Source organism: Kosakonia sp. SMBL-WEM22 (assembly GCF_014490785.1).
Taxonomy (GTDB): domain Bacteria; phylum Pseudomonadota; class Gammaproteobacteria; order Enterobacterales; family Enterobacteriaceae; genus Kosakonia.
On record NZ_CP051488.1, the window covers coordinates 4,856,986 to 4,881,174 of the forward strand.

At 53.2% G+C, this 24,189-nt stretch carries 22 protein-coding genes, 2 tRNA genes and 1 rRNA gene; 6 read left to right on the top strand and 19 right to left on the bottom strand.

What is annotated here, in order from left to right:
• Nucleotides 1-52: 52 nt before the first annotated feature.
• Complete coding sequence (locus HF650_RS23440) at nucleotides 53-151, bottom strand: rho operon leader peptide (RefSeq protein ID WP_124971653.1); 99 nt, start codon at nucleotides 149-151, stop codon at nucleotides 53-55.
• 161 nt (nucleotides 152-312) lie between these two features.
• The gene (gene trxA, locus HF650_RS23445; protein ID WP_187800570.1) at nucleotides 313-642 is read right to left on the bottom strand and encodes a thioredoxin TrxA; all 330 of its coding nucleotides are present in this window, start codon (nucleotides 640-642) and stop codon (nucleotides 313-315) included.
• Between the two features lie 144 nt (nucleotides 643-786).
• Here trxA and rhlB point away from each other — a divergent pair, with 144 nt between their 5' ends.
• Together rhlB and gppA are read left to right on the top strand one after the other, a co-directional pair.
• Nucleotides 787-2,058 (top strand): ATP-dependent RNA helicase RhlB, encoded by a 1,272-nt coding sequence (rhlB, locus tag HF650_RS23450; protein WP_187800571.1) that lies wholly within the window; start codon nucleotides 787-789, stop codon nucleotides 2,056-2,058.
• A gap of 5 nt (nucleotides 2,059-2,063) precedes the next feature.
• A complete protein-coding gene (gene gppA / locus HF650_RS23455) occupies nucleotides 2,064-3,548 on the top strand; it encodes a guanosine-5'-triphosphate,3'-diphosphate diphosphatase (protein WP_187800572.1) in 1,485 nt (494 codons plus the stop codon).
• A 58-nt stretch (nucleotides 3,549-3,606) separates the two neighbouring features.
• On the opposite strand, the gene HF650_RS23460 is transcribed toward gppA, so the two are convergent.
• From HF650_RS23460 to rep, 6 genes are all read right to left on the bottom strand, one after another.
• Nucleotides 3,607-4,437: a class I SAM-dependent methyltransferase family protein gene (locus tag HF650_RS23460; RefSeq protein WP_187800573.1), complete on the bottom strand. Its 831-nt coding sequence runs from the start codon at nucleotides 4,435-4,437 to the stop codon at nucleotides 3,607-3,609.
• A 68-nt stretch (nucleotides 4,438-4,505) separates the two neighbouring features.
• Entirely contained in the window at nucleotides 4,506-5,450 is a 945-nt protein-coding gene (locus HF650_RS23465; RefSeq protein ID WP_187800574.1) for a hypothetical protein, read from the bottom strand.
• 30 nt (nucleotides 5,451-5,480) lie between these two features.
• A complete protein-coding gene (gene fabG / locus HF650_RS23470) occupies nucleotides 5,481-6,221 on the bottom strand; it encodes a 3-oxoacyl-ACP reductase FabG (protein ID WP_187800575.1) in 741 nt (246 codons plus the stop codon).
• A gap of 12 nt (nucleotides 6,222-6,233) precedes the next feature.
• Nucleotides 6,234-7,010 (bottom strand): MaoC/PaaZ C-terminal domain-containing protein, encoded by a 777-nt coding sequence (locus HF650_RS23475; protein WP_187800576.1) that lies wholly within the window; start codon nucleotides 7,008-7,010, stop codon nucleotides 6,234-6,236.
• Complete coding sequence (locus tag HF650_RS23480; protein WP_187800577.1) at nucleotides 7,007-8,281, bottom strand: beta-ketoacyl-[acyl-carrier-protein] synthase family protein; 1,275 nt, start codon at nucleotides 8,279-8,281, stop codon at nucleotides 7,007-7,009. Before HF650_RS23480 ends, HF650_RS23475 begins: the two co-directional genes overlap by 4 nt.
• A gap of 532 nt (nucleotides 8,282-8,813) precedes the next feature.
• Nucleotides 8,814-10,835, bottom strand: coding sequence for a DNA helicase Rep (gene rep, locus HF650_RS23485; protein WP_023479546.1), 2,022 nt, complete (start codon nucleotides 10,833-10,835; stop codon nucleotides 8,814-8,816).
• Nucleotides 10,836-10,980: 145 nt separating this feature from the next.
• Here rep and ppiC point away from each other — a divergent pair, with 145 nt between their 5' ends.
• The gene (gene ppiC / locus HF650_RS23490; protein WP_001140255.1) at nucleotides 10,981-11,262 is read left to right on the top strand and encodes a peptidylprolyl isomerase PpiC; all 282 of its coding nucleotides are present in this window, start codon (nucleotides 10,981-10,983) and stop codon (nucleotides 11,260-11,262) included.
• A 50-nt stretch (nucleotides 11,263-11,312) separates the two neighbouring features.
• Here ppiC and ilvC read toward each other — a convergent pair whose 3' ends face one another.
• Nucleotides 11,313-12,788 carry a ketol-acid reductoisomerase gene (ilvC, locus tag HF650_RS23495; RefSeq protein ID WP_187800578.1) on the bottom strand — a complete coding sequence of 492 codons (1,476 nt, stop codon included), beginning with the start codon at nucleotides 12,786-12,788 and terminating at the stop codon, nucleotides 11,313-11,315.
• 153 nt (nucleotides 12,789-12,941) lie between these two features.
• Here ilvC and ilvY point away from each other — a divergent pair, with 153 nt between their 5' ends.
• The gene (ilvY, locus tag HF650_RS23500) at nucleotides 12,942-13,832 is read left to right on the top strand and encodes an HTH-type transcriptional activator IlvY (protein WP_187800579.1); all 891 of its coding nucleotides are present in this window, start codon (nucleotides 12,942-12,944) and stop codon (nucleotides 13,830-13,832) included.
• Here ilvY and ilvA read toward each other — a convergent pair.
• The 6 genes from ilvA to ilvL all read right to left on the bottom strand — a co-directional run bounded on the left by ilvA (nucleotide 13,829) and on the right by ilvL (nucleotide 20,509).
• A complete protein-coding gene (ilvA, locus tag HF650_RS23505) occupies nucleotides 13,829-15,373 on the bottom strand; it encodes a threonine ammonia-lyase, biosynthetic (protein WP_187802800.1) in 1,545 nt (514 codons plus the stop codon). The two genes, ilvY and ilvA, sit on opposite strands and share 4 nt — an antisense overlap.
• Before the next feature lie 2 nt (nucleotides 15,374-15,375).
• Nucleotides 15,376-17,226, bottom strand: coding sequence for a dihydroxy-acid dehydratase (ilvD, locus tag HF650_RS23510; RefSeq protein WP_187800580.1), 1,851 nt, complete (start codon nucleotides 17,224-17,226; stop codon nucleotides 15,376-15,378).
• Nucleotides 17,227-17,412: 186 nt separating this feature from the next.
• Complete coding sequence (locus tag HF650_RS23515) at nucleotides 17,413-18,342, bottom strand: branched-chain amino acid transaminase (protein ID WP_187800581.1); 930 nt, start codon at nucleotides 18,340-18,342, stop codon at nucleotides 17,413-17,415.
• 17 nt (nucleotides 18,343-18,359) lie between these two features.
• Entirely contained in the window at nucleotides 18,360-18,629 is a 270-nt protein-coding gene (gene ilvM / locus HF650_RS23520; protein ID WP_023479554.1) for an acetolactate synthase 2 small subunit, read from the bottom strand.
• Nucleotides 18,626-20,272 (bottom strand): acetolactate synthase 2 catalytic subunit, encoded by a 1,647-nt coding sequence (gene ilvG, locus HF650_RS23525; protein WP_187800582.1) that lies wholly within the window; start codon nucleotides 20,270-20,272, stop codon nucleotides 18,626-18,628. Before ilvG ends, ilvM begins: the two co-directional genes overlap by 4 nt.
• Before the next feature lie 138 nt (nucleotides 20,273-20,410).
• Nucleotides 20,411-20,509, bottom strand: coding sequence for an ilv operon leader peptide (gene ilvL, locus HF650_RS23530; protein ID WP_187800583.1), 99 nt, complete (start codon nucleotides 20,507-20,509; stop codon nucleotides 20,411-20,413).
• Nucleotides 20,510-20,828: 319 nt separating this feature from the next.
• Here ilvL and HF650_RS23535 point away from each other — a divergent pair, with 319 nt between their 5' ends.
• Nucleotides 20,829-22,349: a YifB family Mg chelatase-like AAA ATPase gene (locus HF650_RS23535; protein ID WP_187800584.1), complete on the top strand. Its 1,521-nt coding sequence runs from the start codon at nucleotides 20,829-20,831 to the stop codon at nucleotides 22,347-22,349.
• Nucleotides 22,350-22,375: 26 nt separating this feature from the next.
• Here HF650_RS23535 and HF650_RS23540 read toward each other — a convergent pair whose 3' ends face one another.
• Complete coding sequence (locus tag HF650_RS23540) at nucleotides 22,376-22,714, bottom strand: DUF413 domain-containing protein (RefSeq protein ID WP_187800585.1); 339 nt, start codon at nucleotides 22,712-22,714, stop codon at nucleotides 22,376-22,378.
• A gap of 118 nt (nucleotides 22,715-22,832) precedes the next feature.
• On the opposite strand from HF650_RS23540, the gene hdfR reads away from it, so the two are divergent.
• A complete protein-coding gene (hdfR, locus tag HF650_RS23545; RefSeq protein ID WP_187800586.1) occupies nucleotides 22,833-23,654 on the top strand; it encodes an HTH-type transcriptional regulator HdfR in 822 nt (273 codons plus the stop codon).
• Between the two features lie 123 nt (nucleotides 23,655-23,777).
• Here the strand turns inward: hdfR and HF650_RS23550 are convergent.
• The 3 genes from HF650_RS23550 to rrf all read right to left on the bottom strand — a co-directional run bounded on the left by HF650_RS23550 (nucleotide 23,778) and on the right by rrf (nucleotide 24,109).
• A tRNA-Trp gene (locus HF650_RS23550) sits at nucleotides 23,778-23,853 on the bottom strand.
• Nucleotides 23,854-23,861: 8 nt separating this feature from the next.
• Nucleotides 23,862-23,938 (bottom strand) — tRNA-Asp (locus HF650_RS23555).
• Between the two features lie 55 nt (nucleotides 23,939-23,993).
• A 5S ribosomal RNA gene (gene rrf, locus HF650_RS23560) occupies nucleotides 23,994-24,109 on the bottom strand.
• Nucleotides 24,110-24,189: the final 80 nt, after the last annotated feature.

Below are 24,189 nucleotides of genomic sequence, written 5' to 3' on the forward strand. Positions count from 1 at the left end.
AACTTAATGTTGTGAATGGTATGGCAGGGTCATCCATGCCTGTTAGCGGCCATCAACTCATGTCTAATCGGTGCCTGGTCACAGGAGAGTACGCAGAACTGAAACGATAAGACGGAATGAGCGACAAGCCCGGAATCTGTCTACTTCTCAACGCGGCTAAGATGCTCAGCGGGAAGTATTGGGGTAATGCAAGGTTCAAACAACTATAGATATGTTTAGAACGAAGTCAAAACTAAATTAGCACGCCAGGGGACGGGCGTCCAGCAATCCTGGCAATTTAGGATAGCTGGCCGCACCGATGAGAGTCTGGGATTACGCCAGGTTAGCGTCCAGGAACTCTTTCAACTGACCTTTGGACAGTGCGCCCACTTTGGTCGCCGCCACTTCGCCGCTTTTGAACAGCAGCAGGGTCGGGATGCCACGAATACCATACTTCGGCGCAGTGCCTGGGTTCTGGTCGATGTTCAGCTTCGCAATGGTCAATTTGCCTTCGTACTCATTAGCGATCTCATCCAGAATCGGGGCGATCATTTTGCACGGTCCACACCACTCTGCCCAGAAATCAACGAGCACAAGCCCGTCCGCTTTGAGTACATCCGTGTCAAAACTATCGTCAGTCAGGTGAATAATTTTATCGCTCATATATAACTCCACAGGAATAAGCCTGGCATGTTGGTGTAGCATAAAACAGCAACGTGTTGATGCCACAATAGCCAACTAAAGGTTGACTTTATTTCACCGGATACGCTTTCGTAAAGCAATAGTAAGCTGATATTCTACCACACTATGAGCAAAACACATTTAACAGAACAGAAGTTTTCCGACTTCGCCCTGCACCCAAAAGTGATAGAAGCCCTTGAAAATAAAGGCTTTCATAATTGCACGCCTATTCAGGCTCTCGCCCTTCCGCTGACGCTGGCGGGTCGTGATGTTGCAGGTCAGGCGCAAACCGGTACCGGTAAAACGATGGCGTTTTTAACGTCAACGTTTCATTATCTCCTCTCTCACCCGGCAATCGAAGACCGTAAAGTCAACCAGCCGCGCGCGATTATCATGGCGCCGACACGTGAACTCGCAGTGCAAATTCACGCTGATGCAGAGCCACTGGCTCAGGCGACAGGCCTGAAGCTGGGTCTGGCTTATGGCGGTGATGGCTACGACAAACAGCTGAAAGTGCTGGAAAGCGGCGTCGATATTCTTATCGGCACCACCGGTCGTATGATTGATTACACCAAACAGAACCATATTAACCTGGGCGCGATTCAGGTCGTGGTGCTGGACGAAGCCGATCGCATGTACGATCTGGGCTTTATTAAAGATATTCGCTGGCTGTTCCGCCGTATGCCGGCAACCGATCAGCGCCTCAATATGCTCTTCTCCGCTACGCTCTCTTACCGCGTGCGTGAACTGGCATTTGAGCAGATGAACAACGCAGAATATGTTGAAGTGGAACCGGAACAGAAAACCGGCCACCGCATTAAAGAAGAGCTTTTCTACCCGTCTAACGACGAGAAAATGCGTCTGCTGCAGACCCTGATTGAAGAAGAGTGGCCGGATCGCGCCATTGTTTTCGCCAATACCAAACACCGTTGTGAGCAGATCTGGGGCAGCCTGGCCGCCGATGGTCACCGCGTTGGCCTGCTGACGGGCGACGTCGCGCAGAAGAAACGCCTGCGTATTCTTGATGAGTTCACCCGTGGCGATCTCGATATTCTGGTTGCGACCGACGTCGCGGCACGTGGTCTGCATATTCCTGCTGTCACGCACGTCTTTAATTACGATCTGCCGGACGACTGCGAAGATTACGTTCACCGTATCGGACGTACTGGTCGCGCAGGTGCCAGCGGTAACTCAATCAGCCTGGCGTGCGAAGAGTACGCGCTGAACCTGCCAGCAATTGAAACCTACATTGGTCACTCTATTCCGGTCAGCAAATATAACCCTGATGCGCTGCTCAGCGAGCTGCCGCCGCCGAAGCGCTTAACGCGTTCTCGCCCGGCTAATGGTCCGCGCCGTAGTGGTGGTGGCGCGCCGCGTAATCGTCGTCGTTCAGGTTAATTACTATGCTCGGTTCCGCCTCGCTCTACGCAGCTATTGATCTCGGTTCCAACAGTTTTCATATGCTGGTTGTGCGCGAGGTGGCTGGCAGTATCCAGACTCTGTCGCGTATTAAACGCAAAGTCCGCCTCGCGGCGGGCCTGAGCCAGGATAATCGCCTCTCTCAGGAGGCGATGGAACGCGGCTGGCAGTGCCTGCGCCTCTTTTCCGAACGTCTGCAAGATATCCCGCAACAGCAGATCCGCGTGGTGGCAACCGCCACGCTGCGTCTGGCCGTCAATGCGCATGAATTTCTCGACAAAGCGCAGGAGATTCTCGGCTGTCCAGTACAGGTGATCAGCGGCGAGGAAGAAGCCCGTCTGATTTACCAGGGCGTTGCCCACACTACCGGCGGCGCGGATCAGCGCCTGGTGGTTGATATCGGAGGCGCGAGTACAGAACTCGTCACCGGTACCGGGGCGCAAACCACCTCGCTGTTCAGCCTGTCGATGGGCTGCGTCACCTGGCTGGAGCGCTACTTCACCGATCGTCATCTGGGGCAGGAAAATTTCGATACTGCGGAGCAAGCGGCCCGTGAAGTGCTGCGCCCGGTCGCCGATGAGCTCCGTCGCCACGGCTGGAAAGTGTGTGTCGGTGCGTCAGGTACCGTGCAGGCGCTGCAAGAGATTATGATGGCCCAGGGCATGGATGAGCGCATCACGCTTGCCAAACTCCAGCAGCTTAAGCAGCGCGCGATCCAGTGCGGGCGGCTTGAAGAGCTGGAGATCGAAGGGCTAACCCTTGAGCGCGCGCTGGTCTTTCCCAGCGGCCTCGCCATTCTGATCGCCATTTTCACCGAAATGAATATTGAGAGCATGACCCTCGCCGGCGGCGCGCTGCGCGAAGGGCTGGTTTACGGCATGCTTCATCTGGCGGTAGATCAAGATATTCGCAGCCGGACACTGCGCAATATTCAGCGCCGGTTTATGGTTGATATCGATCAGTCGAGACGCGTATCAATGCTGGCGGAACGGTTCGCGCAGAGCGTGGCGACAAGCTGGGATTTAGACGCTTATAGCACCGAAATTTTGCATGTTGCCTGCGAACTGCATGAAATAGGTCTGAGCATTGAATTTAAACAGGCACCGCTTCATGCCGCCTGGCTGGTGCGTAACCTTGATCTACCGGGTTTTACTCCCGCGCAGAAAAAGCTGCTCGCCACGCTGCTACTCAACCAGACCAACGCCATCGATCTCTCTTCTTTGCATCAGCAAAATGCCGTTCCACCGCGTGTTGCGGAGCATCTCTGCCGCTTGCTGCGACTGGCGATTATTTTCGCCAGCCGTCGTCGTGATGATTTACTGCCGGAAATTTCTGTCACCGCACAAGGGGAACAGCTTACGCTGGCGCTGCCATCGGGCTGGCTGGCGAGCCATCCGCTGGGCGCAGAGCTGATTGAGCAGGAGAGCCAGTGGCAAAGCTATGTCCACTGGGCGCTGATTATTCATTAAGAGCAAGAGTATGTTGCCGTGAACTCCTCCGCGGCAACAAACCAGCCTGTTATAGCCCTTACCTTACCTTTCTCGCCAGCGTAACGCTGAATAATCCCCAGCCATCGACCCGCTGCGTCACTTTGGCAAAACCGGCCCGCCTCACCAACTGATCGATCTCACGCTGAGAACGTTGACGCAGTAACCAGAACGCTCCTTTCTGGTGTCTGGGTAAAATGCGTGCCATTAACGCCAGTTTTGGGTTCCACAGCTTTGTCGTATAGACCAGATATCCCCCTTTCTTCACCGCATTGGCGAGGCCATTGAGCGAAGCCAGCACCAGGTTGTTATCGCTGAAGAGTTCATAGAAGCCCGACACCACCGCCAGAGTACGGTCGGCAGGCAGCGTCGCGAGATCGGCGGGTGAAAAAGCATCTCCCTGCTCGAAACGCGCACGTTCACTTAACCCTCGCTGTAGCAGGAGGCGGTTGCCCGCATCCACGTTTGCAGCATCAAAATCGCGTAGCAGAAGATGTTCCACGGCCGGCTCAATTTTTTCGATCGCATCCACAATATAGCGACCCTTTCCGGCGGCAATATCCTGCGCTCGTAGCCCACACTGCGCGGTAATGTGCTCAATAAACTGCTGAAAATAATAACCTTGTAGAGAGAGAGCCGACGAACCATCGGAGGTGCCTGTATTGACCTTGCCAGGTGAAAAATCAACAGCAAGTAAAATGCACTCGGGCAACCCGAACGCGGCAATTTTCTTATTAACATCCTCAGTGTTGTGCAACAACACGATGGCCGTCGCAGGCCCGCTTTGCGAACGCGCCGGAAAAAGCTGGTAAGGTATCTGCTGGTTGTCATGACTGACAAAATGCAGCATCTGACTTGTCTGCGTCATCATCACTCTTCTGCATATTGTTCGCTGATGCCCAACACGCTTCAGGTATCAGCGAGGGTGGAACGCTATCCTCAGGCACCTGCGCGAATACGCTGCACGATCTTCTCTAACAAACGCGGTTCCCACTCGTTGTCCCAGCGTTCGACCAGCGATTTACGGCGAGCCAGAATTTCCGGCTCTCTGGCATTGAACCCGGCAACGATGTATTTCTTCGCCATCTGCTCGCGATACTGGTAAGCAACGCTATTCATGATCTGCTCAACGGTAAGTTCCTGGTTAAGCATTCTGGCGACATGCAGGGTTGAAAGCAGAACCTGGCTGGCAAGCAGGTCGCGGCCATAGATGTGTTGATCAACTAAGGCAGGGGTCCAGACTTTTTCCTGATAAATAGTTTCGAACGCTTCAATTGAAACGCAGCAGTGTTCCATCTCTTCGGTGTAGTGGTAGCCCAGTAAATAGAGCACGCCGAGATTACCAGACAAATTGCTCACTAGTTCAAAGCGACCATTTTCAAACAGATTCTCAAAGAACGAGAGCCCGGTCATACAGACCTGGCTTTCAAAAATCGCGATGCTGCGAACCGCCTCTTTAAAAAAGCCACCATCGGCTTTTTTGCCGCTGGCTTTATCGCGCTCAATGCCGCCGATAATCGGCTCGGCCAGCTCTTTATAAGCACCATACAGAAAATCGTAAACGCGAGGATGGAACTTCTCCCTTACCGGCGGAGTAATGCCTTTAGTAATAAAATTATTTAATTTGCGGTGTGCTGCCGCGTGCCTTTTTTCTTGCGTCACAAATACGGCAAAGCGTTCATCTTTTTGCGGCGATCCCTGAATGAACTCATCGTAGTAGTCACCGATACGCTCACCGTAGAATTCGAAAAACTCCAGAACATAAGAGGTACCAAGGCCAATAAGCGAAGAGACGGGATCGGGGTTCCACTGAAAATTAAAATTCTCATTCAACTCCATTACGCCATACACTTCTTGCGGTACCGCTCTTAATTTAAGATCCATACTCTTTTCCTCTTCATTTGAACGTCCTGATCAAATGGACAAGCCACCGTCGATGACAAAGGTCTGCCCGGTGATATGCTTCCCGCCTTTACCGAGCAGAAAAGCAACCATGAGCGCCACATCTTCAGGCTGGCCCAACTTCCTTAGCGGGGTCATTTTGATTAGTTGCGAAACGGCCTTTTCCGGAAGTGCCGAAAGCAGGTCGGTCTTCACCGGACCCGGCGCAATGCAGTTCACGCGAATATTAAAATTACCCACTTCCCGGGCCAGCGTTTTGGTAAAACCATACTGTGCGGATTTTGACGCTGAATAGTTCGCCTGTCCGATATTACCGCGTAAGCCAGCAACAGAATTGATATTGATAATGCAGCCATCTCTCTGCATTAACATGTCATTAAGCAAAAAGTGATTCAGATAAAATAGCGAATTAAGGTTGGTATTAATTACATCCAGCCATTCATTCAGACTCATGGTAAAGCTGAGAGCATCTTTGGTAATACCGGCATTATTAATAATGCCGTAGGGAGTGCCATGATTTTTGCGTAGCGTTTCGCTGAGCTTTTTTACGGACTCAACGCTTGATACATCACATGGATAGCACCAGCAAACCTCACGATTAACGTTGAGCGAATGCATAAGCACAGCCGCAAGCGCGCTATTATTTTTATAGGTGAAGACAACATTGTAATCGCGCCGCACCAGCTCTTTAACAATAGCAGCCCCAATGCCACGACTGCCTGCCGTGACTAAAACCCATTTTTTGTTACTCATTTTGTTAGTCCCTTAACTTTCCTGCGTGCGATCGTATGCTCTGGTTAAACAATCGATAGAGGACTGGAAAATAATCTCATTATTCTCCAGTACATGAATAGTAAAGGTGTTGTAGGCGGAAGCTTTATCAATATAGATATCTTTGTCTTCAATCAGATAGTTGAGGCCTGAATAATTTAGCTCCCCGCCACTAATCAACCGCTCGCTAATAAATAGCTTATTCGCCACATGGTATGTCGTAATATTTTCTAAAGGATGATATTTAACTATTTTTTCAGCCTGCTTTTTAAAGTAGTCATCTTTCCTTTGATTAAAGCAAATTGAAAACAGTAAGGTATCAAACATTACCCATCGATTAGTGACGTGTGGGAAACCGGATCTTAATTGTTCAAGATGCATCTGGATTGTTTGCCCGCTCACCGCTACGGGGTGGGCGCTCAGGAAAGGATCCGGCGGCTTCTGCGGCAAAACCGCTGCCGTAATACAGATATTCTGCGGATCATCTCCGATTGTAACCGCGACGCTTCTCTTCGCGTCCTCACCCTTAATGCTCATATGAACAGCCGTATCTATAAACACCGGCTTCTTGATATAGAAATTGAGCATAGCGGTTTGGTCGAGGCTATCTACAAGCAGCAGCTTAGCATCAAGTAGCGTCAGCATCCCTTGCACGATAATATCTTTTAGACCATTTTTAATGGCGAAGTCTTTATCAAAGTGAACACGATTGCGATCGCCGGAAAATTGCGCCCATCGCTCGATATCCTGCGCGCCATAGCGTCTCATCATGCGGCGAACCTCTTCAGTACCAGGCAGCTATTTGCCCCACCAAAGCCGTAATTCACGTTTACGATATGCTCTAATTTTTGATCGAAAAGATGGTTATTAGGTACATAGTTAAGATCGCATTTCGGGTCTGGTCGCTGAAGATTTATCGTTGCCGGGATCATCCCATCGGCAATACTTTTCAGACAGAATATGGTTTCTGCCCCGCCCGCCGCGGCAATCAGATGACCCGTATAGGATTTGGTGCTGGAAACCGGAATGGCGTACGCCCGCTCGCCAAAAACCTCTTTTAACACCAACGTTTCGTTGTAATCATTCATCGGCGTCGAGGTACCATGCGCATTGATGTAGTCGATATCCTCAACGCCAAGCCCAGCATACGCCATGGCACGCTGAATGGTGGTCACTCTACCGACGAGATCTGGCGCAGGCGCGGTGGGATTAACATAAGCATCGCTGTGGTTCGCATAGCCCACCACTTCGCCATAGATGGTCGCATTCCGCGCCAGCGCATCTTCCAGCCGCTCAAGGCAGACAGTTGCCGCGCCTTCGGAGAGTATGAACCCGCTTCTGTCGAGGCTGAAAGGACAACAGGCTCTAATAACGTTCTGCTGCTCTTTCGACAAAGCACCAAGGATGTCGACAGACCAGACGGTGAAAGGCTGCATAAGGCTCTCGCCGCCTCCGGCAATCATCATTCGCGCTTTTCCGCTTTTGATAATTTCATAGGCATCGCCTATCGCGATATTGCCCGTGGCACAGGCGGCAACCGGGCTATTCTGATAACCCCTGAGCTTCCAGTTGACGGTAATAAGTGAGGTACCGATGCTCGGCATCGAGTGAAAGCAGCTATGTGCCGATGCGGTCAGCGAGTTGGGATCGGAATAGGCGTAATAATTGATAGTCGAGCAATCAAACCCCGCCCATCCGGTGCCAAAAATAACACCGCAGTCGCATGGATCGTAATGAGAAAAGATATCTTGCTCGTTACCGAAGGCCATGGTGATAGTTTCATCAGCAGCAATGAGACCAAACTCGGCAAAACGCGGGGCATTTTTCAGAACTTTTCTCGAGAAGCGAGAATGATTAAGCGGAAAGTTTACCCGCCCAAAGAATTTCGCACCGACGCCTTTTCCCGGATCGTCACATATTTCGTAGCCTAATTTTTTATCACGTATCGCTTGCCATATTTTCTCGCTATTCTCACCTAATGAGCAGATAGCACCATATCCTGTAATAACAACGCGGTGCCCATGATTTACGGCAGCTTGCATCTTATTCCTCTCGAAAATATTTCTTTTGCAAATAGCTAATTAAATCACCGTAGGTTGCGGGCTGTGATTCAGCTAATGCATTCAAATCTATATCAATGCCGAGCACCGTTTTCGCTTCGACTTTAATAGTCACAAAGTCAAGGCTAACCAATTCCAGCGCTTCGATGGGGTAGTGTGATTAAGCTCTGCGATATCATAATCTGTTAGCTTATTAATTAACGACCGCAGAAAACGATCGAGTTTTTCGCTCATATCCATATCCTTATAAACATGTTTATGACAATAAATATAGATAACTAATATACAGCAGAGGCTGTGACACAAATTAAACTACAAGCGACATTTGATAATGTCAAAGACTATAAGCGAGATAACTCTTTATTTAATAAGAGCGAGGAGAGAGTCACAATTAATAGCAGAAAGAAATAACCATGCAATAAGCATGCTTCAATAAAAAACAAAATTCCGAATAATATTTGCGAGAATAGAAACAGAAGCTTCCTGATGATTATTCAGAAAGCTTATGTTTATTTTATTGGCCCTTCGCTTTTGCCAGCATGGCACGAATATTTGCGACGTTAGCCTGGCCTTTGTGCATTCGCTCTTCAGCGCTGATGACTTTACGCTCCTGCTCCCAAATAAGATCGTCCTGCGGCAGTTCCAGCAGGAATCGGCTTGGCTCCGGGCGCACCAGCTCGCCATACTGGCGACGCTCTTTACACAGAGTAAAGATGAGCTCTTTTTGTGCGCGGGTAATGCCGACATAAGCCAGACGTCGCTCTTCGTCAACGTTGTCCTCATCAATGCTGCTCTGGTGCGGCAATAGCCCCTCCTCCATGCCGACTAAAAAGACATAAGGAAATTCGAGGCCTTTCGAAGCGTGTAGGGTCATTAACTGCACCTGATCCGATTCATCATCGCTTTCGCCGCGCTCCATCATGTCGCGCAGGGTGAAGCGCGTGACCACTTCGGCCAGCGTCATCGCTTCATCCAGCTCGTTACCTTCGAGCATCTCGGTCATCCAGCCAAACAGCGTATTGACGTTTTTCATCCGCATTTCAGCGGCTTTCGGGCTGGGCGAGGTTTCAAACAGCCAGGATTCGTAATCAATGCCGTGGATCAAATCGCGCACCGCAGCGATCGGCTCGCGCTCCGCCAGGCGCTGGATCTCGCCGAGCCATTGGGTAAAGCGCGTTAATGCCTCATAACCGCGCCCGGTGAGCGTCTGGTTAAGACCGACATCAAAGCTAGCGGCAAACAAACTCTTGTTGCGCACCATTGCCCACTCGCCCAGTTTTTGCAGCGTCGCGGAGCCAATCTCGCGCTTTGGCGTATTGACGATGCGCAGAAAAGCGCTGTCATCATCGCTGTTGGTGAGCACGCGCAGGTAAGCGAGCAGATCCTTAATTTCCGGTCGCGAGAAGAACGAGGTGCCGCCGGAAATTTTGTAAGGAATACGGTTCTGCATCAGGAATTTTTCAAACACGCGCGACTGATGGTTACCGCGGTAGAGGATCGCATAATCTTTATATTGCGTTTTATTGATGAAGTGATGGGCGATCAGCTCACCGGTGACACGCTCCGCCTCATGCTCTTCATGGTTGGCGCTGAGCACTTTCAACTCAGTACCGTAGCCCAGCTCCGAAAAGAGCCGCTTTTCAAAGACGTGCGGGTTATTGGCAATCAGGATGTTGGCCGCTTTCAGAATGCGCCCGGAAGAGCGGTAGTTCTGCTCCAGCTTCACGACCTGCAGTGCAGGAAAATCCTGGCTTAACAGGACAAGGTTTTGCGGACGCGCGCCGCGCCAGGAGTAGATCGACTGATCGTCATCGCCTACTACCGTAAACCGCGCGCGCTGGCCAACCAGCAGTTTTACCAGCTCATACTGGCTGGTGTTGGTGTCCTGATACTCATCCACCAGCAGGTAGCGGATCTTATTCTGCCAGCGCTCGCGCACCTCTTCATTGCGCTGTAGCAGCAGTGTCGGGAGCAGAATCAGGTCGTCAAAGTCGAGAACGTTACACGCCTTCATATGCGCGTCGTAGAGACCATAGCAGTGCGCGAAAATGCGATCCCGTTCGCCCGCCGCTTGCGCGGCAGCCTGTTGCGGCGTCAGCAGATCGTTTTTCCAGTTGGAGATCGTTGAGATCAGTTGTTGCAACACGACCTTGTCGTCATCGATCACCCCTTCGGTAAGATCTTTGAGCAGCGCCACCTGATCGGTATCGTCAAACAGGGAGAAGTTGGCTTTCATACCCAGTGCGGCATATTCGCGCTTGATGATGGTCAGCCCCAGCGTATGAAAGGTGGAGATCATCAGACCGCGCGCCTCTTTGCGCCCCAACGTCTGTGCTACGCGCTCTTTCATTTCGCGCGCCGCTTTGTTGGTAAAGGTGACGGCAGCAATATGCTTCGCCTGATAGCCGCAGCCGCGGATCAGGTGGGCGATCTTATTGGTGATCACGCGTGTTTTACCGGATCCCGCGCCCGCAAGCACCAGGCAAGGTCCGGTGACAAATTCGACGGCTTGTTGTTGTCCGGGGTTTAAACGCATAAAGAAACATCACTCAATGAAAGTCAGGGAAAATACACCGATTCGGCAAGGCGACGACGGGCCGACAAAGAGGCAGGTTGAAGGCCGAAGTGTATAAAGGCGTGGTAGTATAGCCAGCCTCAATAACCTCACTCAAGGCACGATCATGGCAAAAACCGCAGCAGCACTGCATATCCTTGTTAAAGAAGAGAAACTGGCGTTGGACCTGCTGGAGCAGATCAAAAACGGCGGCGATTTCGAGAAGCTGGCGAAAAAGCACTCTATCTGCCCGTCAGGCAAAAAGGGTGGCCATTTAGGTGAATTCCGTCAGGGACAGATGGTACCGGCGTTCGATAAAGTAGTCTTCTCCTGCCCGGTGCTGGAGCCAACCGGCCCGCTGCACACCCAGTTCGGTTACCACATTATCAAAGTGCTGTACCGCAACTAATAAAAAAGCCCGGTAGCATTTACCGGGCTTCTATTATTACTTTGCGAAAATTAGCCCGCGACGGCGATACGTTTCATATCTTTCATATATCCACGCAATTTGTGACCCACTTTCTCAATCTCATGGCTGCGAATCGCTTCGTTCACATCGCGCAGCTGCGCGTTGTCTACCGCACCTTCTGCAATCGCTTTGCCCAGATCGCCGGTCTGCAGCATGGTCATAAACTCTTTCAGCAGCGGCACACAGGCGTATGAGAAGAGATAGTTGCCGTACTCGGCGGTATCGGAGATCACCACGTTCATTTCGTACAGACGCTTACGCGCGATGGTATTGGCGATCAGCGGCAGCTCGTGCAGAGACTCATAGTAAGCCGACTCTTCGATGATGCCGGAAGCGACCATGGTTTCGAATGCCAGCTCAACGCCCGCTTTCACCATCGCGATCATCAGTACGCCTTTATCGAAGTACTCCTGCTCGCTGATTTTGCCTTCGTACTGCGGCGCAGTCTCAAAGGCGGTTTTGCCGGTCTCTTCACGCCAGGTGAGAAGTTTCTTATCGTCGTTCGCCCAGTCAGCCATCATACCGGAGGAGAATTCGCCGGAGATGATGTCATCCATGTGCTTCTGGAACAGCGGCGCCATAATGCCTTTCAACTGCTCGGAGAGTGCGTAAGCACGCAGTTTCGCCGGGTTGGAGAGGCGATCCATCATCAGCGTGATACCGCCCTGCTTCAGCGCTTCGGTGATGGTCTCCCAGCCGAACTGAATCAGTTTTTCCGCATAGGCCGGATCGGTACCTTCCGCCACCAGCTTGTCAAAGCAGAGCAGCGAACCCGCCTGCAGCATGCCGCAGAGGATAGTTTGCTCGCCCATCAGGTCAGATTTCACTTCGGCAACGAAGGAGGATTCCAGCACACCAGCGCGATGACCGCCGGTCGCTGCCGCCCAGGCTTTGGCAATCGCCATCCCTTCGCCTTTCGGATCGTTTTCCGGGTGAACCGCGATCAGCGTCGGCACGCCGAAACCACGCTTATACTCTTCGCGCACTTCGGTCCCCGGACACTTCGGTGCAACCATTACTACAGTGATATCTTTACGGATCTGCTCGCCCACTTCCACGATGTTGAAACCGTGAGAGTAACCGAGCGCTGCGCCATCTTTCATCAGCGGCTGAACGGTACGTACAACGTCAGAGTGCTGTTTGTCCGGCGTCAGGTTAACAACCAGGTCCGCCTGCGGGATCAGCTCTTCGTAAGTGCCTACTTTAAAACCATTTTCAGTCGCTTTACGCCAGGAGGCACGCTTCTCGGCGATCGCTTCCGCACGCAGGGCGTAAGCGATATCCAGACCGGAGTCACGCATGTTCAGACCCTGGTTGAGGCCCTGTGCGCCACAGCCGACGATGACCACTTTTTTACCCTGAAGGTAGCTTGCGCCATCAGCAAATTCTTCACGCGACATAAAGCGACATTTGCCCAGCTGCGCCAGCTGCTGGCGCAGGTTCAGTGTATTAAAGTAGTTAGCCATGGTGTACTCCGTAGATGTTGTGTCGTGCTTATTGTTCGATTCGCTGTTGCGCGAGGTTGAACCCACTATATGTCAGGAAATGCGTTGCTTAAATTGATATATTAACAATGTGACATTGCAATTTTTGCAATGTAATTTTGTGGAGCGGGTCTCATGGATTTACGCGATCTGAAAATGTTTCTGCACCTGGCGGAGAGCCGCCATTTTGGCCGCAGCGCGCGCGCCATGCATGTCAGCCCCTCAACGCTTTCGCGCCAGATTCAGCGGCTGGAAGAGGATCTCGGCCAACCGCTCTTTGTGCGCGATAACCGCACGGTCACGCTGACCGAAGCGGGCGACGAGCTGCGGGTTTTTGCCCAGCAGACGCTGTTGCAGTATCAGCAGTTGCGACACACTCTCGATCAGCAAGGCCCATCACTCTCCGGTGAACTGCATCTCTTTTGCTCGGTGACCGCGGCGTACAGCCATTTGCCGCCGATTCTTGATCGCTTTCGTGCAGAGCATCCGTCGGTGGAGATCAAACTCTCTACCGGCGATGCCGCCGATGCGATGGAAAAAGTGGTGACCGGTGAAGCGGATCTGGCAATTGCCGGCAAACCGGAGACGTTGCCAGGTGCCGTGGCCTTTTCGATGCTGGAGAATCTTGCGGTCGTGTTGATTGCCCCGGCGCTGCCCTGCCCGGTACGTAACCAGGTCTCCCAGCCCGATCCGGACTGGTCGACGGTGCCGTTTATTCTGCCGGATCAGGGGCCGGTGCGTCGCCGCATTGAGCTCTGGTTCCGCCACCATAAAATCAGCAACCCATCGATTTATGCCACCGTTGGCGGTCACGAAGCGATGGTCTCCATGGTCGCACTCGGCTGCGGCGTAGCGTTAATCCCGGAAGTGGTGCTGGAGAACAGCCCTGAACCGGTGCGCAACCGCGTGATGATCCTTGAGCGTAGCGATGAAAAAACGCCGTTCGAGCTTGGCGTCTGCGCACAAAAAAAGCGGCTGCATGAGCCGCTTATTAACGCGTTCTGGCAGATCCTGCCGGGCCATTAACCGGCAAGAAAGAAGCGAAACGCCGGGTTTTGGGTCTCATCGTGACACTCATAGCCCAGTTCATTGAGGCGGGTTTCGAAATCCGGCTCATGCTCGCCCAGCTCAAACGCCGCCAGCACACGCCCGTAATCGGTGCCGTGGCTGCGGTAGTGGAACAGCGAGATATTCCAGTGGGTGCCAAGGGTATGCAGGAATTTCAGCAGCGCGCCGGGCGACTCCGGGAACTCGAAGCTGTAAAGGCGCTCCTGCAACGGCTTGGACGGACGCCCGCCGACCATATAGCGCACATGCAGTTTTGCCATCTCATCATCGGAGAGATCCACCACGCTGTAGCCGCCTTCATGTAGCAGAGCGAGGATCTCTTTACGCTCTTCCAGCCCGCGGCTCAGGCGCACGCCGACAAAAATGCAGGCATCTTTCGCATCCGCAAAGCGGTAGTTAAATTCCGTCACCGAGCGGCCGCCCAGCAGCTGGCAGAATTTGAGGAAACTGCCCTTCTCTTCCGGAATAGTCACCGCCAACAGCGCTTCACGCTGTTCGCCCAGCTCGCAGCGCTCTGAGACATAGCGCAGGCCGTGGAAGTTGACGTTCGCGCCGGAAAGCACATGCGCCAGCCGCTCGCCGCGAATGTTATGCTGGGCGATATATTTCTTCATCCCCGCCAGCGCCAGCGCACCGGAGGGTTCAGCTACCGCGCGCACATCTTCAAACAGATCTTTCATTGCCGCGCAGATGGCATCACTATCGACGGTGATGATGTCATCAAGGTAGGCCTGGCAGAGGCGAAAGGTCTCATCGCCAATGCGTTTTACCGCCACGCCTTCGGCAAACAGCCCCACGCGTGGCAGGTCAACCGGATAACCGACGTCCAGTGCCGCTTTCAGGCAGGCGGAATCTTCCGCTTCAACAGCAATCACTTTAATCTGCGGCATCAGTTGCTTAATCAGCACCGCGACACCCGCCGCCAGCCCGCCGCCGCCCACCGGCACAAAGATGCGGTCGATATGCGCATCCTGCTGCAACAGCTCCAGCGCCAGCGTACCCTGGCCGGCGATTACCATCGGGTGATCGAACGGCGGCACGAAGGTGTAGCCCTGCTGCTGCGAGAGAGCGATCGCTTTGGCCTTCGCTTCGTCAAAGTTTGCGCCGTGGAGCAGCACTTCGCCGCCAAACGCGCGTACCGCGTCGACTTTGATATCCGCCGTCGCCACTGGCATCACAATCAGCGACTTAATGCCGAGCCGCGTGGATGATAGCGCCACGCCCTGGGCATGATTGCCTGCCGAGGCAGTGATCACACCGTGGGCTTTCTGCTCTGCGCTCAGGCCGGCAATCATCGCGTAGGCGCCGCGCAGCTTAAAGCTGTGTACCGGCTGGCGGTCTTCCCGCTTCACCAGCACAACGTTATCCAGCCGGGCAGAGATCTTCTCCATCTTCTGCAGCGGCGTCACCTGCGCCACTTCATAGACCGGTGCGCGCAGCACGGCGCGCAGATACTCCGCCCCTTCAGGGGCGGCAGAGAGGGGTTGGGCATCGGCCATCATTAACCTCCCAGTTTGGATTTGTCGCGTACTGCGCCTTTATCCGCACTGGTGGCGAGAGTGGCGTAAGCGCGCAGCGCAAAGGAGACCTGACGCTCACGGTTAACCGGGGTCCAGGCTTTATCGCCACGGGCTTCCTGCGCTTCGCGGCGGGCCGCCAGGTCGCGGTCGCTCAGTTGCAGCTGAATACCCCGGTTCGGGATATCAATCTCGATGATGTCGCCATCTTCAATCAGGCCGATATTGCCGCCGCTGGCGGCTTCCGGTGAAACGTGACCAATAGAGAGGCCAGAGGTACCGCCAGAGAAACGACCGTCGGTGATTAACGCGCACGCTTTGCCGAGACCCATCGATTTCAGGAAGCTGGTCGGATAGAGCATCTCTTGCATGCCCGGTCCGCCTTTCGGCCCTTCGTAACGAATAACGACTACATCGCCCGCGACCACTTTCCCGCCGAGGATCGCTTCAACAGCGGCATCCTGGCTTTCATACACTTTCGCCGGGCCGGTGAAGGTCAGGTTGCTGTCATCCACGCCTGCGGTCTTGACGATACAACCATTCTCCGCGAAGTTGCCGTACAGCACCGCCAGACCGCCCTCCTGGCTGTAAGCGTGCTCCAGGGAGCGGATACATCCTTCGGCGCGATCGTCATCCAGCGTATCCCAGCGACAATTCTGCGAGAACGCCTGGGTGGTGCGAATGCCTGCCGGGCCCGCGCGGAACATGGTTTTCACCGCCTCGTCCTGGGTCAGCATCACATCATATTTTTCCAGTGTCTGCGGCAGCGTCAGGCCAAGCACGTTTTTTACCTCACGGTTGAGCAGACCGGCGCGATCCAGCTCGCCCAGAATGCCCAGCACGCCGCCCGCGCGGTGAACATCTTCCATATGGTACTTCTGCGTGCTCGGTGCCACTTTGCACAGCTGCGGCACATGGCGGGAGAGACGGTCAATATCACTCATGGTGAAATCAATTTCCGCTTCCTGCGCCGCAGCCAGCAGGTGCAGCACGGTATTGGTGGAGCCGCCCATGGCGATATCCAGCGTCATGGCGTTTTCAAAAGCGGCTTTGCTGGCAATAGCGCGCGGCAGCGCGGTTTCATCGTCCTGCTCGTAGTAACGTTTGGTCAGCTCAACAATGCGTTTGCCGGCGTTGATAAAGAGCTCTTTGCGGTCAGCGTGGGTTGCCAGCAGCGAACCATTACCCGGCTGCGACAGGCCGAGTGCTTCAGTCAGGCAGTTCATCGAGTTGGCGGTAAACATGCCGGAGCAGGAGCCGCAGGTCGGGCAGGCAGAGCGTTCAACCTGCTCGCTCTGATCATCAGAGACTTTTGGGTCAGCGCCCTGAATCATCGCATCCACCAGATCGAGCTTGATGATCTGGTCGGAGAGTTTGGTTTTCCCGGCTTCCATTGGGCCACCGGAGACAAAAATGACCGGAACGTTCAGGCGCAGAGAGGCCATTAACATCCCTGGAGTGATCTTGTCGCAGTTGGAGATGCACACCATCGCGTCGGCACAGTGGGCATTCACCATATACTCAACGGAGTCGGCGATCAGTTCGCGCGAAGGCAGAGAGTAGAGCATGCCGCCGTGGCCCATGGCGATGCCGTCATCCACAGCGATGGTATTAAACTCTTTCGCTACGCCGCCTGCGGCTTCGATTTGCTCTGCAACCAGCTTACCGAGATCGCGCAAATGAACGTGGCCTGGCACGAACTGGGTAAACGAGTTTACGACGGCAATAATCGGCTTGCCGAAATCATCGTCTGTCATTCCGGTGGCGCGCCACAGCGCGCGGGCACCCGCCATATTGCGCCCATGAGTAGTGGTGGCGGAACGGTACTTAGGCATGCTCTTTACTCCCGTCTGTCTTGTCGATGGGATGGTGCATGCCATCCCATATTATTTGCTCTACCCTAAATCATTTCGGGTTGCAGGAAGGCGGCAAGCGAGCAAATGCCCAGCACCTTACATAAGTTAGTGACTGGGCTGAACGCGTGCAGCCAACACACCGACAACCTAAATTATGACGGATAGTTATTGATTAACTTGATCCAACCAGCCCCACTTATCTTCCGTTTCACCGGTAAAGAGGCCAAAGAATGCTTGCTGAATACGTTTGGTCACCGGGCCGCAACGGCCTTCACCAACCTGAATACCATCGACGCTGCGCACCGGCGTGATTTCAGCCGCAGTACCGGACATAAAGACTTCATCCGCCAGGTAGAGCGATTCGCGGGACAGCACCTGCTCGCGCACTTCGATACCGAGATCTTTTGCCAGCTTGATGATGGCGTCGCGGGTAATGCCAGGCAGCGCGGAGGAGGTGAATGGCGGGGTAAACAGGATGCCATCTTTCACTTCGAAGAGGTTTTCGCCCGCGCCTTCAGAGATATAACCGTGAACATCCAGTGCGATGCCTTCCTGATAACCATGGCGGCGCGCTTCGCTACCGACCAGCAGGGAGGAGAGATAGTTACCGCCCGCTTTCGCAGCAGTCGGAATGGTGTTCGGTGCCACGCGGTTCCAGGAGGAGACCATGGCATCAATGCCCTGATCCAGCGCTTCTGCGCCCAGATAGGCACCCCACGGGAAGGCGGCAATGATGACATCGGTGGTGTAGTCTGCCGGCGGGTTAACGCCCATGCCAACATCACCGACAAATACCAGCGGACGGATATAGGCGCTGGTCAGATTATTTTTACGGATCACCGCGCGGCACGCTTCCATCAGCTCGTCGACGCTCTGGGAGACCGGGAAACGGTAGATTTTGGCGGAGTCGCGCAGACGCTGCATATGTTCACGATGGCGGAAAACAACCGGCCCTTTGTGGGAGTCGTAGCAGCGAATACCTTCAAACACAGACGTACCATAGTGCAATGCGTGAGACATTACGTGAACTTTCGCGTCTTCCCAACGTACCATCTCGCCATTGGACCAAATGTAGTCTGCTTTTTTCGTCGTCATTATGCTTCCTTTTGCGCTTACGCGCGGATCTGTTGTGATGATGATGATGTAGCGCGCTGCCGGATATCGACCCTGGCAACGTCGACAAGTTTGCTCAACTGGCTAAACAGTAATTCGACAGGCCGCGGGCTGGCAACGGTCAATTCAATATTTATGTTGCGCGCATCGCAGGCCGTTTCCATGTTCATTGCACATACCTGAAAGCCACGATGGCGTACTACGCGCAGCACGCGTTCTAATGTTTCCGGATTAAAGCGGGCTTCAACAGCGACGTCATGGTGCATCATGATAATTTCTCCAGCATTTGTGAGTTACTGGCACCAGGCGGCACCAGCGGCCAGACATTCTCGAGCTCGTCGATCGAGACATGAAGCAGATAGGGCCCATCGCTTGAGAGCATTGCGTCAAGTGCCGCTTCAACCTGGTCTTTACGGGTAATGTGTTGGCCTGGGATGCCGAAGGCGTTGGCCAGCATGAGAAAATCGGGGTTATCGGTCAGGGTGGTTTCACTGTAACGCTCATTGAAGAACAGCTGTTGCCATTGGCGAACCATCCCTAATCGCTGGTTATCAAGTAAAACGATCTTCAGCGGTAACTGCTTGCGTTTTACGGTGCCCAGCTCCTGCACGTTCATCATGAAGGAGCCGTCACCGGAGATACAGATTACCGTATCTTCCGGGCGTGCAACTTGTGCGCCAACGGCGGCGGGCAGGCCAAAGCCCATCGTGCCTAAGCCGCTGGAGGTGATGAAATTTTCCGGACGGGTAAAGCTCAGATGCTGCGCGGCCCACATCTGATGCTGGCCGACATCCGTCGTCACAACGCTGTTTTCCGGTTTGCGATCGGAGAGCTGCTTTAACAGCAGCGGAGCATAGATCGCCTCGCCGGGGTGGTCATAGCGCCAGGCATGCTCGTGGCGCAGATCGGCACAGTGTTGACGCCACTCATCGATCGCAAGTTGCTGTTGCAGTGCAGGCAGCAGCGCATTTAAATCACCCTGTAAGGCAACGTGCGCCTGGCGCAGCTTGCTCATCTCTGCCGGGTCGATATCCATATGGATGACGCGAGCATGAGGCGCGAAGGTGTTCAGTTTACCGGTCACACGATCATCAAAACGCGCGCCAACCGCAATCAGCAAATCACACTCTTGTACGGCAAAGTTAGCCGCTTTCGTGCCGTGCATGCCCAGCATACCGAGGTAGTAAGGGTAGTCAGATGCCACGGCGCCCAAGCCTTTCAACGTGCAGGCGATCGGCATTTGCGTCTCTGCCAGAAACGCGCGCAGAACAGGAACCGCTTGCGCCATGCCTACGCCGCCGCCAACGTAGAGCATCGGCTTTTTCGCCTGGGCAAGCATCATTGCGGCCTGAGCCGCCTCAGCCTGAGGGAATACCACTTCCTCTTGCTCAGTGACGAAGTCCGGCTCCCAATTACCGACGGCGAGCTGAATATCTTTTGGAATATCAACCAGCACGGGGCCGGGGCGACCAGAGTTGGCGATATGAAACGCTTCGGCCATCACGCGCGGCAGCGAATCGAGGGAGTCAACCAGGAAACTATGTTTGGTACAGGAGAGGGACATGCCCAGCACATCCACTTCCTGAAAAGCGTCGGTGCCAATCAGCGGCGCAGCGACCTGCCCGGTGATCGCTACCACCGGAACGGAATCAAGCAGCGCATCCGCAAGCCCGGTGATTAAGTTTGTTGCACCCGGGCCAGAAGTGGCGATACAGACGCCGGTTTTGCCTGTTGCGCGAGCATACCCGATGGCAGCCATTGCCGCGCCCTGCTCATGTCGACACAACAGGTGTTCCACGCCGCCGTCATATAGCGCATCGTAAACCGGCATGATTGCGCCGCCAGGATAGCCGAAAACCGTATCGACTTGCTGCGCTCGCAACGCATGTACCACCCATTGTGCTCCATTCATAGCTACATCCCCGTCGAATATCGTGAGAAACAGAATTTTATGCTGATAATTGCTTCTGTTTCTGATTTGCGTTTTTTGGTGATAAAAAAACCCCCGGACCTTTCGGTGCGGGGGTCTTAGTTCGTTAAGGCTTGATTTTTAAGCCTTTCCTCGTCCAAGTGCAGCCCCGCACGGTGGGATAATAATCACCACCACGCTAATCACGATAAGGCTAATCACTCGTAGAAGGGCTTTCATAGTTGCTCGTTCTTGCTTCATGTTCGAAGGAATGCCTAAAGAGGTAACACAGATTTGCAATGAGGCACAAGAAAAAAATATGACGCCCGTCTCGAAAGGTCAGAGGAATAACTAAAAAATGGTTGTTTTATAAAGAAAAAATATCAGTTGAAAATATTTCAGGCGCAATAGGCCATTTAGCAAATTGTGAACTTCTCTCCATCGTGGCGAAACTCATACGAAATTGCAGCGATATGTTGGAAACGAACGCGTAGTAACGATATCTCCCCGATGAAAAAAGTGGAAGCTGGCAAGATAATGCTCGCGACAAGGAGGCTTTATGGCGTTGTCTGTAATTTATACGAGGGCGATATTAGGTGTCGCCGCGCCGCTTGTGACCGTCGAAGTTCACATCAGCAATGGGCTGCCAGGACTAACTATTGTCGGGCTGCCCGAAACAACGGTTAAGGAAGCTCGCGATCGGGTGCGCAGTGCTGTCATTAACAGTGGTTATGATTTTCCTGCAAAGCGGATCACCATCAACCTGGCACCTGCGGATTTACCTAAAGAGGGAGGGCGATATGACTTACCTATCGCTATCGCGCTCCTGGCAGCCTCTGAGCAAGTGAATACGGCATCACTCGACCATTATGAATTCGTCGGTGAGTTAGCGCTTACGGGCGCGTTACGCGGCGTTCCCGGCGCCATCTCATGCGTTATGGAGGCGGTGAAGGCTGACAGGCGAATTGTTATTGCGAAAGAGAATGAATCAGAAGCGAGTCTGGCTGAAACGCAGGCATGTCTGGTGGCAAATCATTTGTTGGAGGTGTGTGCTTTTCTGGAAGGTAAACAGACTTTGTTGGCTCCTCAACCTCTGGCTTCGCTGGAAGATGAGCGCAGAGAAGATTTACGGGACATTATCGGTCAGGAGCAAGGGAAGCGTGCGCTGGAAATTACAGCGGCCGGAGGTCATAACTTGCTTCTGATTGGCCCACCAGGCACAGGAAAAACTATGCTGGCCAGTCGAATGAGCGGTTTACTCCCTCCACTCTCTAATGCCGAAGCGCTGGAGAGCGCGGCAGTGATGAGTTTAATCAATAGCGCAAGCTTGACCCGCCACTGGAAGCACAGGCCCTTTCGATCCCCCCATCACAGCGCCTCATTAACAGCCATGGTTGGCGGAGGATCCATACCTGCACCGGGCGAGATCTCTTTGGCACATAATGGCGTACTTTTTCTTGATGAGCTCCCCGAGTTTGAACGTCGTGTTCTTGATGCATTGCGTGAGCCGATTGAATCCGGGCAAATACATATTTCACGCACGCGGGCGAAAGTCACTTTCCCCGCCCGGTTTCAATTGATCGCAGCTATGAATCCAAGCCCAACCGGGCATTATCAGGGGAAACATAACCGCTGTTCGCCCGAGCAAACGTTACGCTATCTGGGAAAATTATCCGGCCCTTTCCTCGACCGCTTTGATCTCTCTCTGGAGATACCGTTACTGGCTCACGGGTTAATGAGTGAACCGCAGCAACGAGGGGAAAGCAGTGAGGTTGTTCGTGCGAGGGTGATTGAGGCGCAGGCGCAACAACATCAACGCCAGCACAAGCTCAACTCGCAGTTGGAGAGCAGTGAAACCAGGCGCTTCTGTGCGCTGAGGAAAGAAGATGGCAGATGGCTGGAAGAGGCGCTGACACGGTTGGGTTTATCCGTACGCGCCTGGCAGCGGTTACTGAAGGTAGCCAGAACTATCGCGGATCTTGAAAAGCAGGAAACCATTCGCAGGGAACATCTGCAGGAGGCGTTAAGTTACCGGGCAATCGACAGGTTACTCATTCATCTGCAAAATATGTTGGCATAAAAAAAGGGGCAACAGCCCCTTTTTTCTTAATCCTCGGATTCAGTGTAATCTTCCGCGCCTTCCACCTGTGGTTTTCCACCTGAGAGGGTATGAAAACGCTTCGGACGTTTAATACGTGCCATATACTTGAGCCATACACGTTCAGCTTCCGTGTTGGGTTCACGCTCACCACGGCAAACGGCAACAAACTGGTTCTCTTCTTCTGTCACCGGTTCACGCTTGCCGAGTTCCAGCTCGTTAAAAGCATAACCATGACGTTCAAGCAGTTGCGCCTCTTTGATGGTGAAATCACCGTGGCGGGAGAACCCGCGAGGATAATTTTTATTGTCGAAAAAACGATTAGTCGTCGTAAAGCTTTCCGCCATCCTGCACGCTCCTAATTCTTTGGCCGAGCTATTTATGGCGCGGAGTATTAGTTACGCTTGACAGAGTGTAAAACAAAACATTTAAATCATTACGACAAAAAATTTTGCGGAGAATACAGTGGATACGGAATTGTTAAAGACTTTCCTTGAAGTGAGCAGGACTCGTCACTTCGGGCGCGCAGCGGAAGCACTCTATTTGACGCAATCCGCGGTGAGCTTTCGTATTCGCCAACTGGAAAACCAGCTGGGGGTGAATCTCTTCACCCGTCATCGTAATAATATCCGCCTGACCGCAGCCGGTGAGAAGTTACTACCCTATGCAGAAACGCTTATGAGCACCTGGCAAGCTGCACGCAAAGAGGTGGCGCATACCTCGCGGCACCATCAGTTTTCAATTGGTGCCAGCGCATCGCTTTGGGAGTGTATGCTGAGTGATTGGCTCTCCCGGCTTTACCATTTGCAAGAAAACCTTCAGTTTGAAGCGCGTATTGCGCAACGGCAATCTCTGGTAAAACAACTTCATGAGAGGCAACTCGATCTGCTTATAACTACTGAGACGCCAAAGATGGATGAGTTCAGTAGTCAATTGTTAGGTCATTTTACACTTGCTCTCTATAGCTCCGCGCCAGAGAAAAAGAAAAGCGATCTCAATTACTTGCGGCTGGAGTGGGGCCCAGATTTTCAGCAACATGAATCAGAATTGATTGCCAGTGATGACGTGCCGACTTTAACAACCAGTTCAGCGGAAGTTGCACATCAGCAATTACCAAAACTGAATGGTTGTACCTGGTTACCCGTCTCATGGGCTGAGCCGAAAGAGGGTTTATACCCTGTGACCGACGCAGAGACTCTATCTCGTCCGCTATATGCGATTTGGCTGCAAAACAGTGATAAACAGAGCCAGATAAAGGATCTTTTGAAGGTTAACGTTATCGAATAGGGCGTTCTGAAGGGCAAGGAGGCTCTTCAGATCCTTTGAAACATTGCATGAAGAGTAGCATTGAAAGGAAATCGCCTGAAAAAAGGCAAAAAAAAATCCTTAGCGGATGCTAAGGATTATTTCTGGCAGGGGCGGAGGGACTCGAACCCCCAACACCCGGTTTTGGAGACCGGTGCTCTACCAATTGAACTACGCCCCTAATTAGGGTGGCGGAACGGACGGGACTCGAACCCGCGACCCCCTGCGTGACAGGCAGGTATTCTAACCGACTGAACTACCGCTCCACCGATTTTTTCTACAACCACCGGTTTGTTGCTCCGGTTTACTGCTTAATTTGATGCCTGGCAGTTCCCTACTCTCGCATGGGGAGACCCCACACTACCATCGGCGCTACGGCGTTTCACTTCTGAGTTCGGCATGGGGTCAGGTGGGACCACCGCGCTGTTGCCGCCAGGCAAATTCTGTTGTCATGCCGCATGTCGCCGCACAACTAATCTGGTATCAGCTGAAAATCTGTCTCTCACGCCAAAACATC

Excerpts from the sequence above, each read along its gene's own strand:
- ilvL (WP_187800583.1), bottom strand. The coding sequence starts at position 20,509 with ATGAAAGCCCTTCTACGAGTGATTAGCCTTATCGTGATTAGCGTGGTG.
- rep (WP_023479546.1), bottom strand. The coding sequence starts at position 10,835 with ATGCGTTTAAACCCCGGACAACAACAAGCCGTCGAATTTGTCACCGGA.
- HF650_RS23515 (WP_187800581.1), bottom strand. The coding sequence starts at position 18,342 with ATGACGACGAAAAAAGCAGACTACATTTGGTCCAATGGCGAGATGGTA.
- rhlB (WP_187800571.1), top strand. The coding sequence starts at position 787 with ATGAGCAAAACACATTTAACAGAACAGAAGTTTTCCGACTTCGCCCTG.
- ilvM (WP_023479554.1), bottom strand. The coding sequence starts at position 18,629 with ATGATGCACCATGACGTCGCTGTTGAAGCCCGCTTTAATCCGGAAACA.
- ilvA (WP_187802800.1), bottom strand. The coding sequence starts at position 15,373 with ATGGCCGATGCCCAACCCCTCTCTGCCGCCCCTGAAGGGGCGGAGTAT.
- HF650_RS23475 (WP_187800576.1), bottom strand. The coding sequence starts at position 7,010 with ATGATGAGACGCTATGGCGCGCAGGATATCGAGCGATGGGCGCAATTT.
- ilvC (WP_187800578.1), bottom strand. The coding sequence starts at position 12,788 with ATGGCTAACTACTTTAATACACTGAACCTGCGCCAGCAGCTGGCGCAG.
- trxA (WP_187800570.1), bottom strand. The coding sequence starts at position 642 with ATGAGCGATAAAATTATTCACCTGACTGACGATAGTTTTGACACGGAT.
- ilvY (WP_187800579.1), top strand. The coding sequence starts at position 12,942 with ATGGATTTACGCGATCTGAAAATGTTTCTGCACCTGGCGGAGAGCCGC.
- ilvG (WP_187800582.1), bottom strand. The coding sequence starts at position 20,272 with ATGAATGGAGCACAATGGGTGGTACATGCGTTGCGAGCGCAGCAAGTC.
- gppA (WP_187800572.1), top strand. The coding sequence starts at position 2,064 with ATGCTCGGTTCCGCCTCGCTCTACGCAGCTATTGATCTCGGTTCCAAC.
- HF650_RS23535 (WP_187800584.1), top strand. The coding sequence starts at position 20,829 with ATGGCGTTGTCTGTAATTTATACGAGGGCGATATTAGGTGTCGCCGCG.
- HF650_RS23465 (WP_187800574.1), bottom strand. The coding sequence starts at position 5,450 with ATGGATCTTAAATTAAGAGCGGTACCGCAAGAAGTGTATGGCGTAATG.
- fabG (WP_187800575.1), bottom strand. The coding sequence starts at position 6,221 with ATGAGTAACAAAAAATGGGTTTTAGTCACGGCAGGCAGTCGTGGCATT.
- ppiC (WP_001140255.1), top strand. The coding sequence starts at position 10,981 with ATGGCAAAAACCGCAGCAGCACTGCATATCCTTGTTAAAGAAGAGAAA.
- HF650_RS23460 (WP_187800573.1), bottom strand. The coding sequence starts at position 4,437 with ATGATGACGCAGACAAGTCAGATGCTGCATTTTGTCAGTCATGACAAC.
- HF650_RS23480 (WP_187800577.1), bottom strand. The coding sequence starts at position 8,281 with ATGCAAGCTGCCGTAAATCATGGGCACCGCGTTGTTATTACAGGATAT.
- HF650_RS23540 (WP_187800585.1), bottom strand. The coding sequence starts at position 22,714 with ATGGCGGAAAGCTTTACGACGACTAATCGTTTTTTCGACAATAAAAAT.
- ilvD (WP_187800580.1), bottom strand. The coding sequence starts at position 17,226 with ATGCCTAAGTACCGTTCCGCCACCACTACTCATGGGCGCAATATGGCG.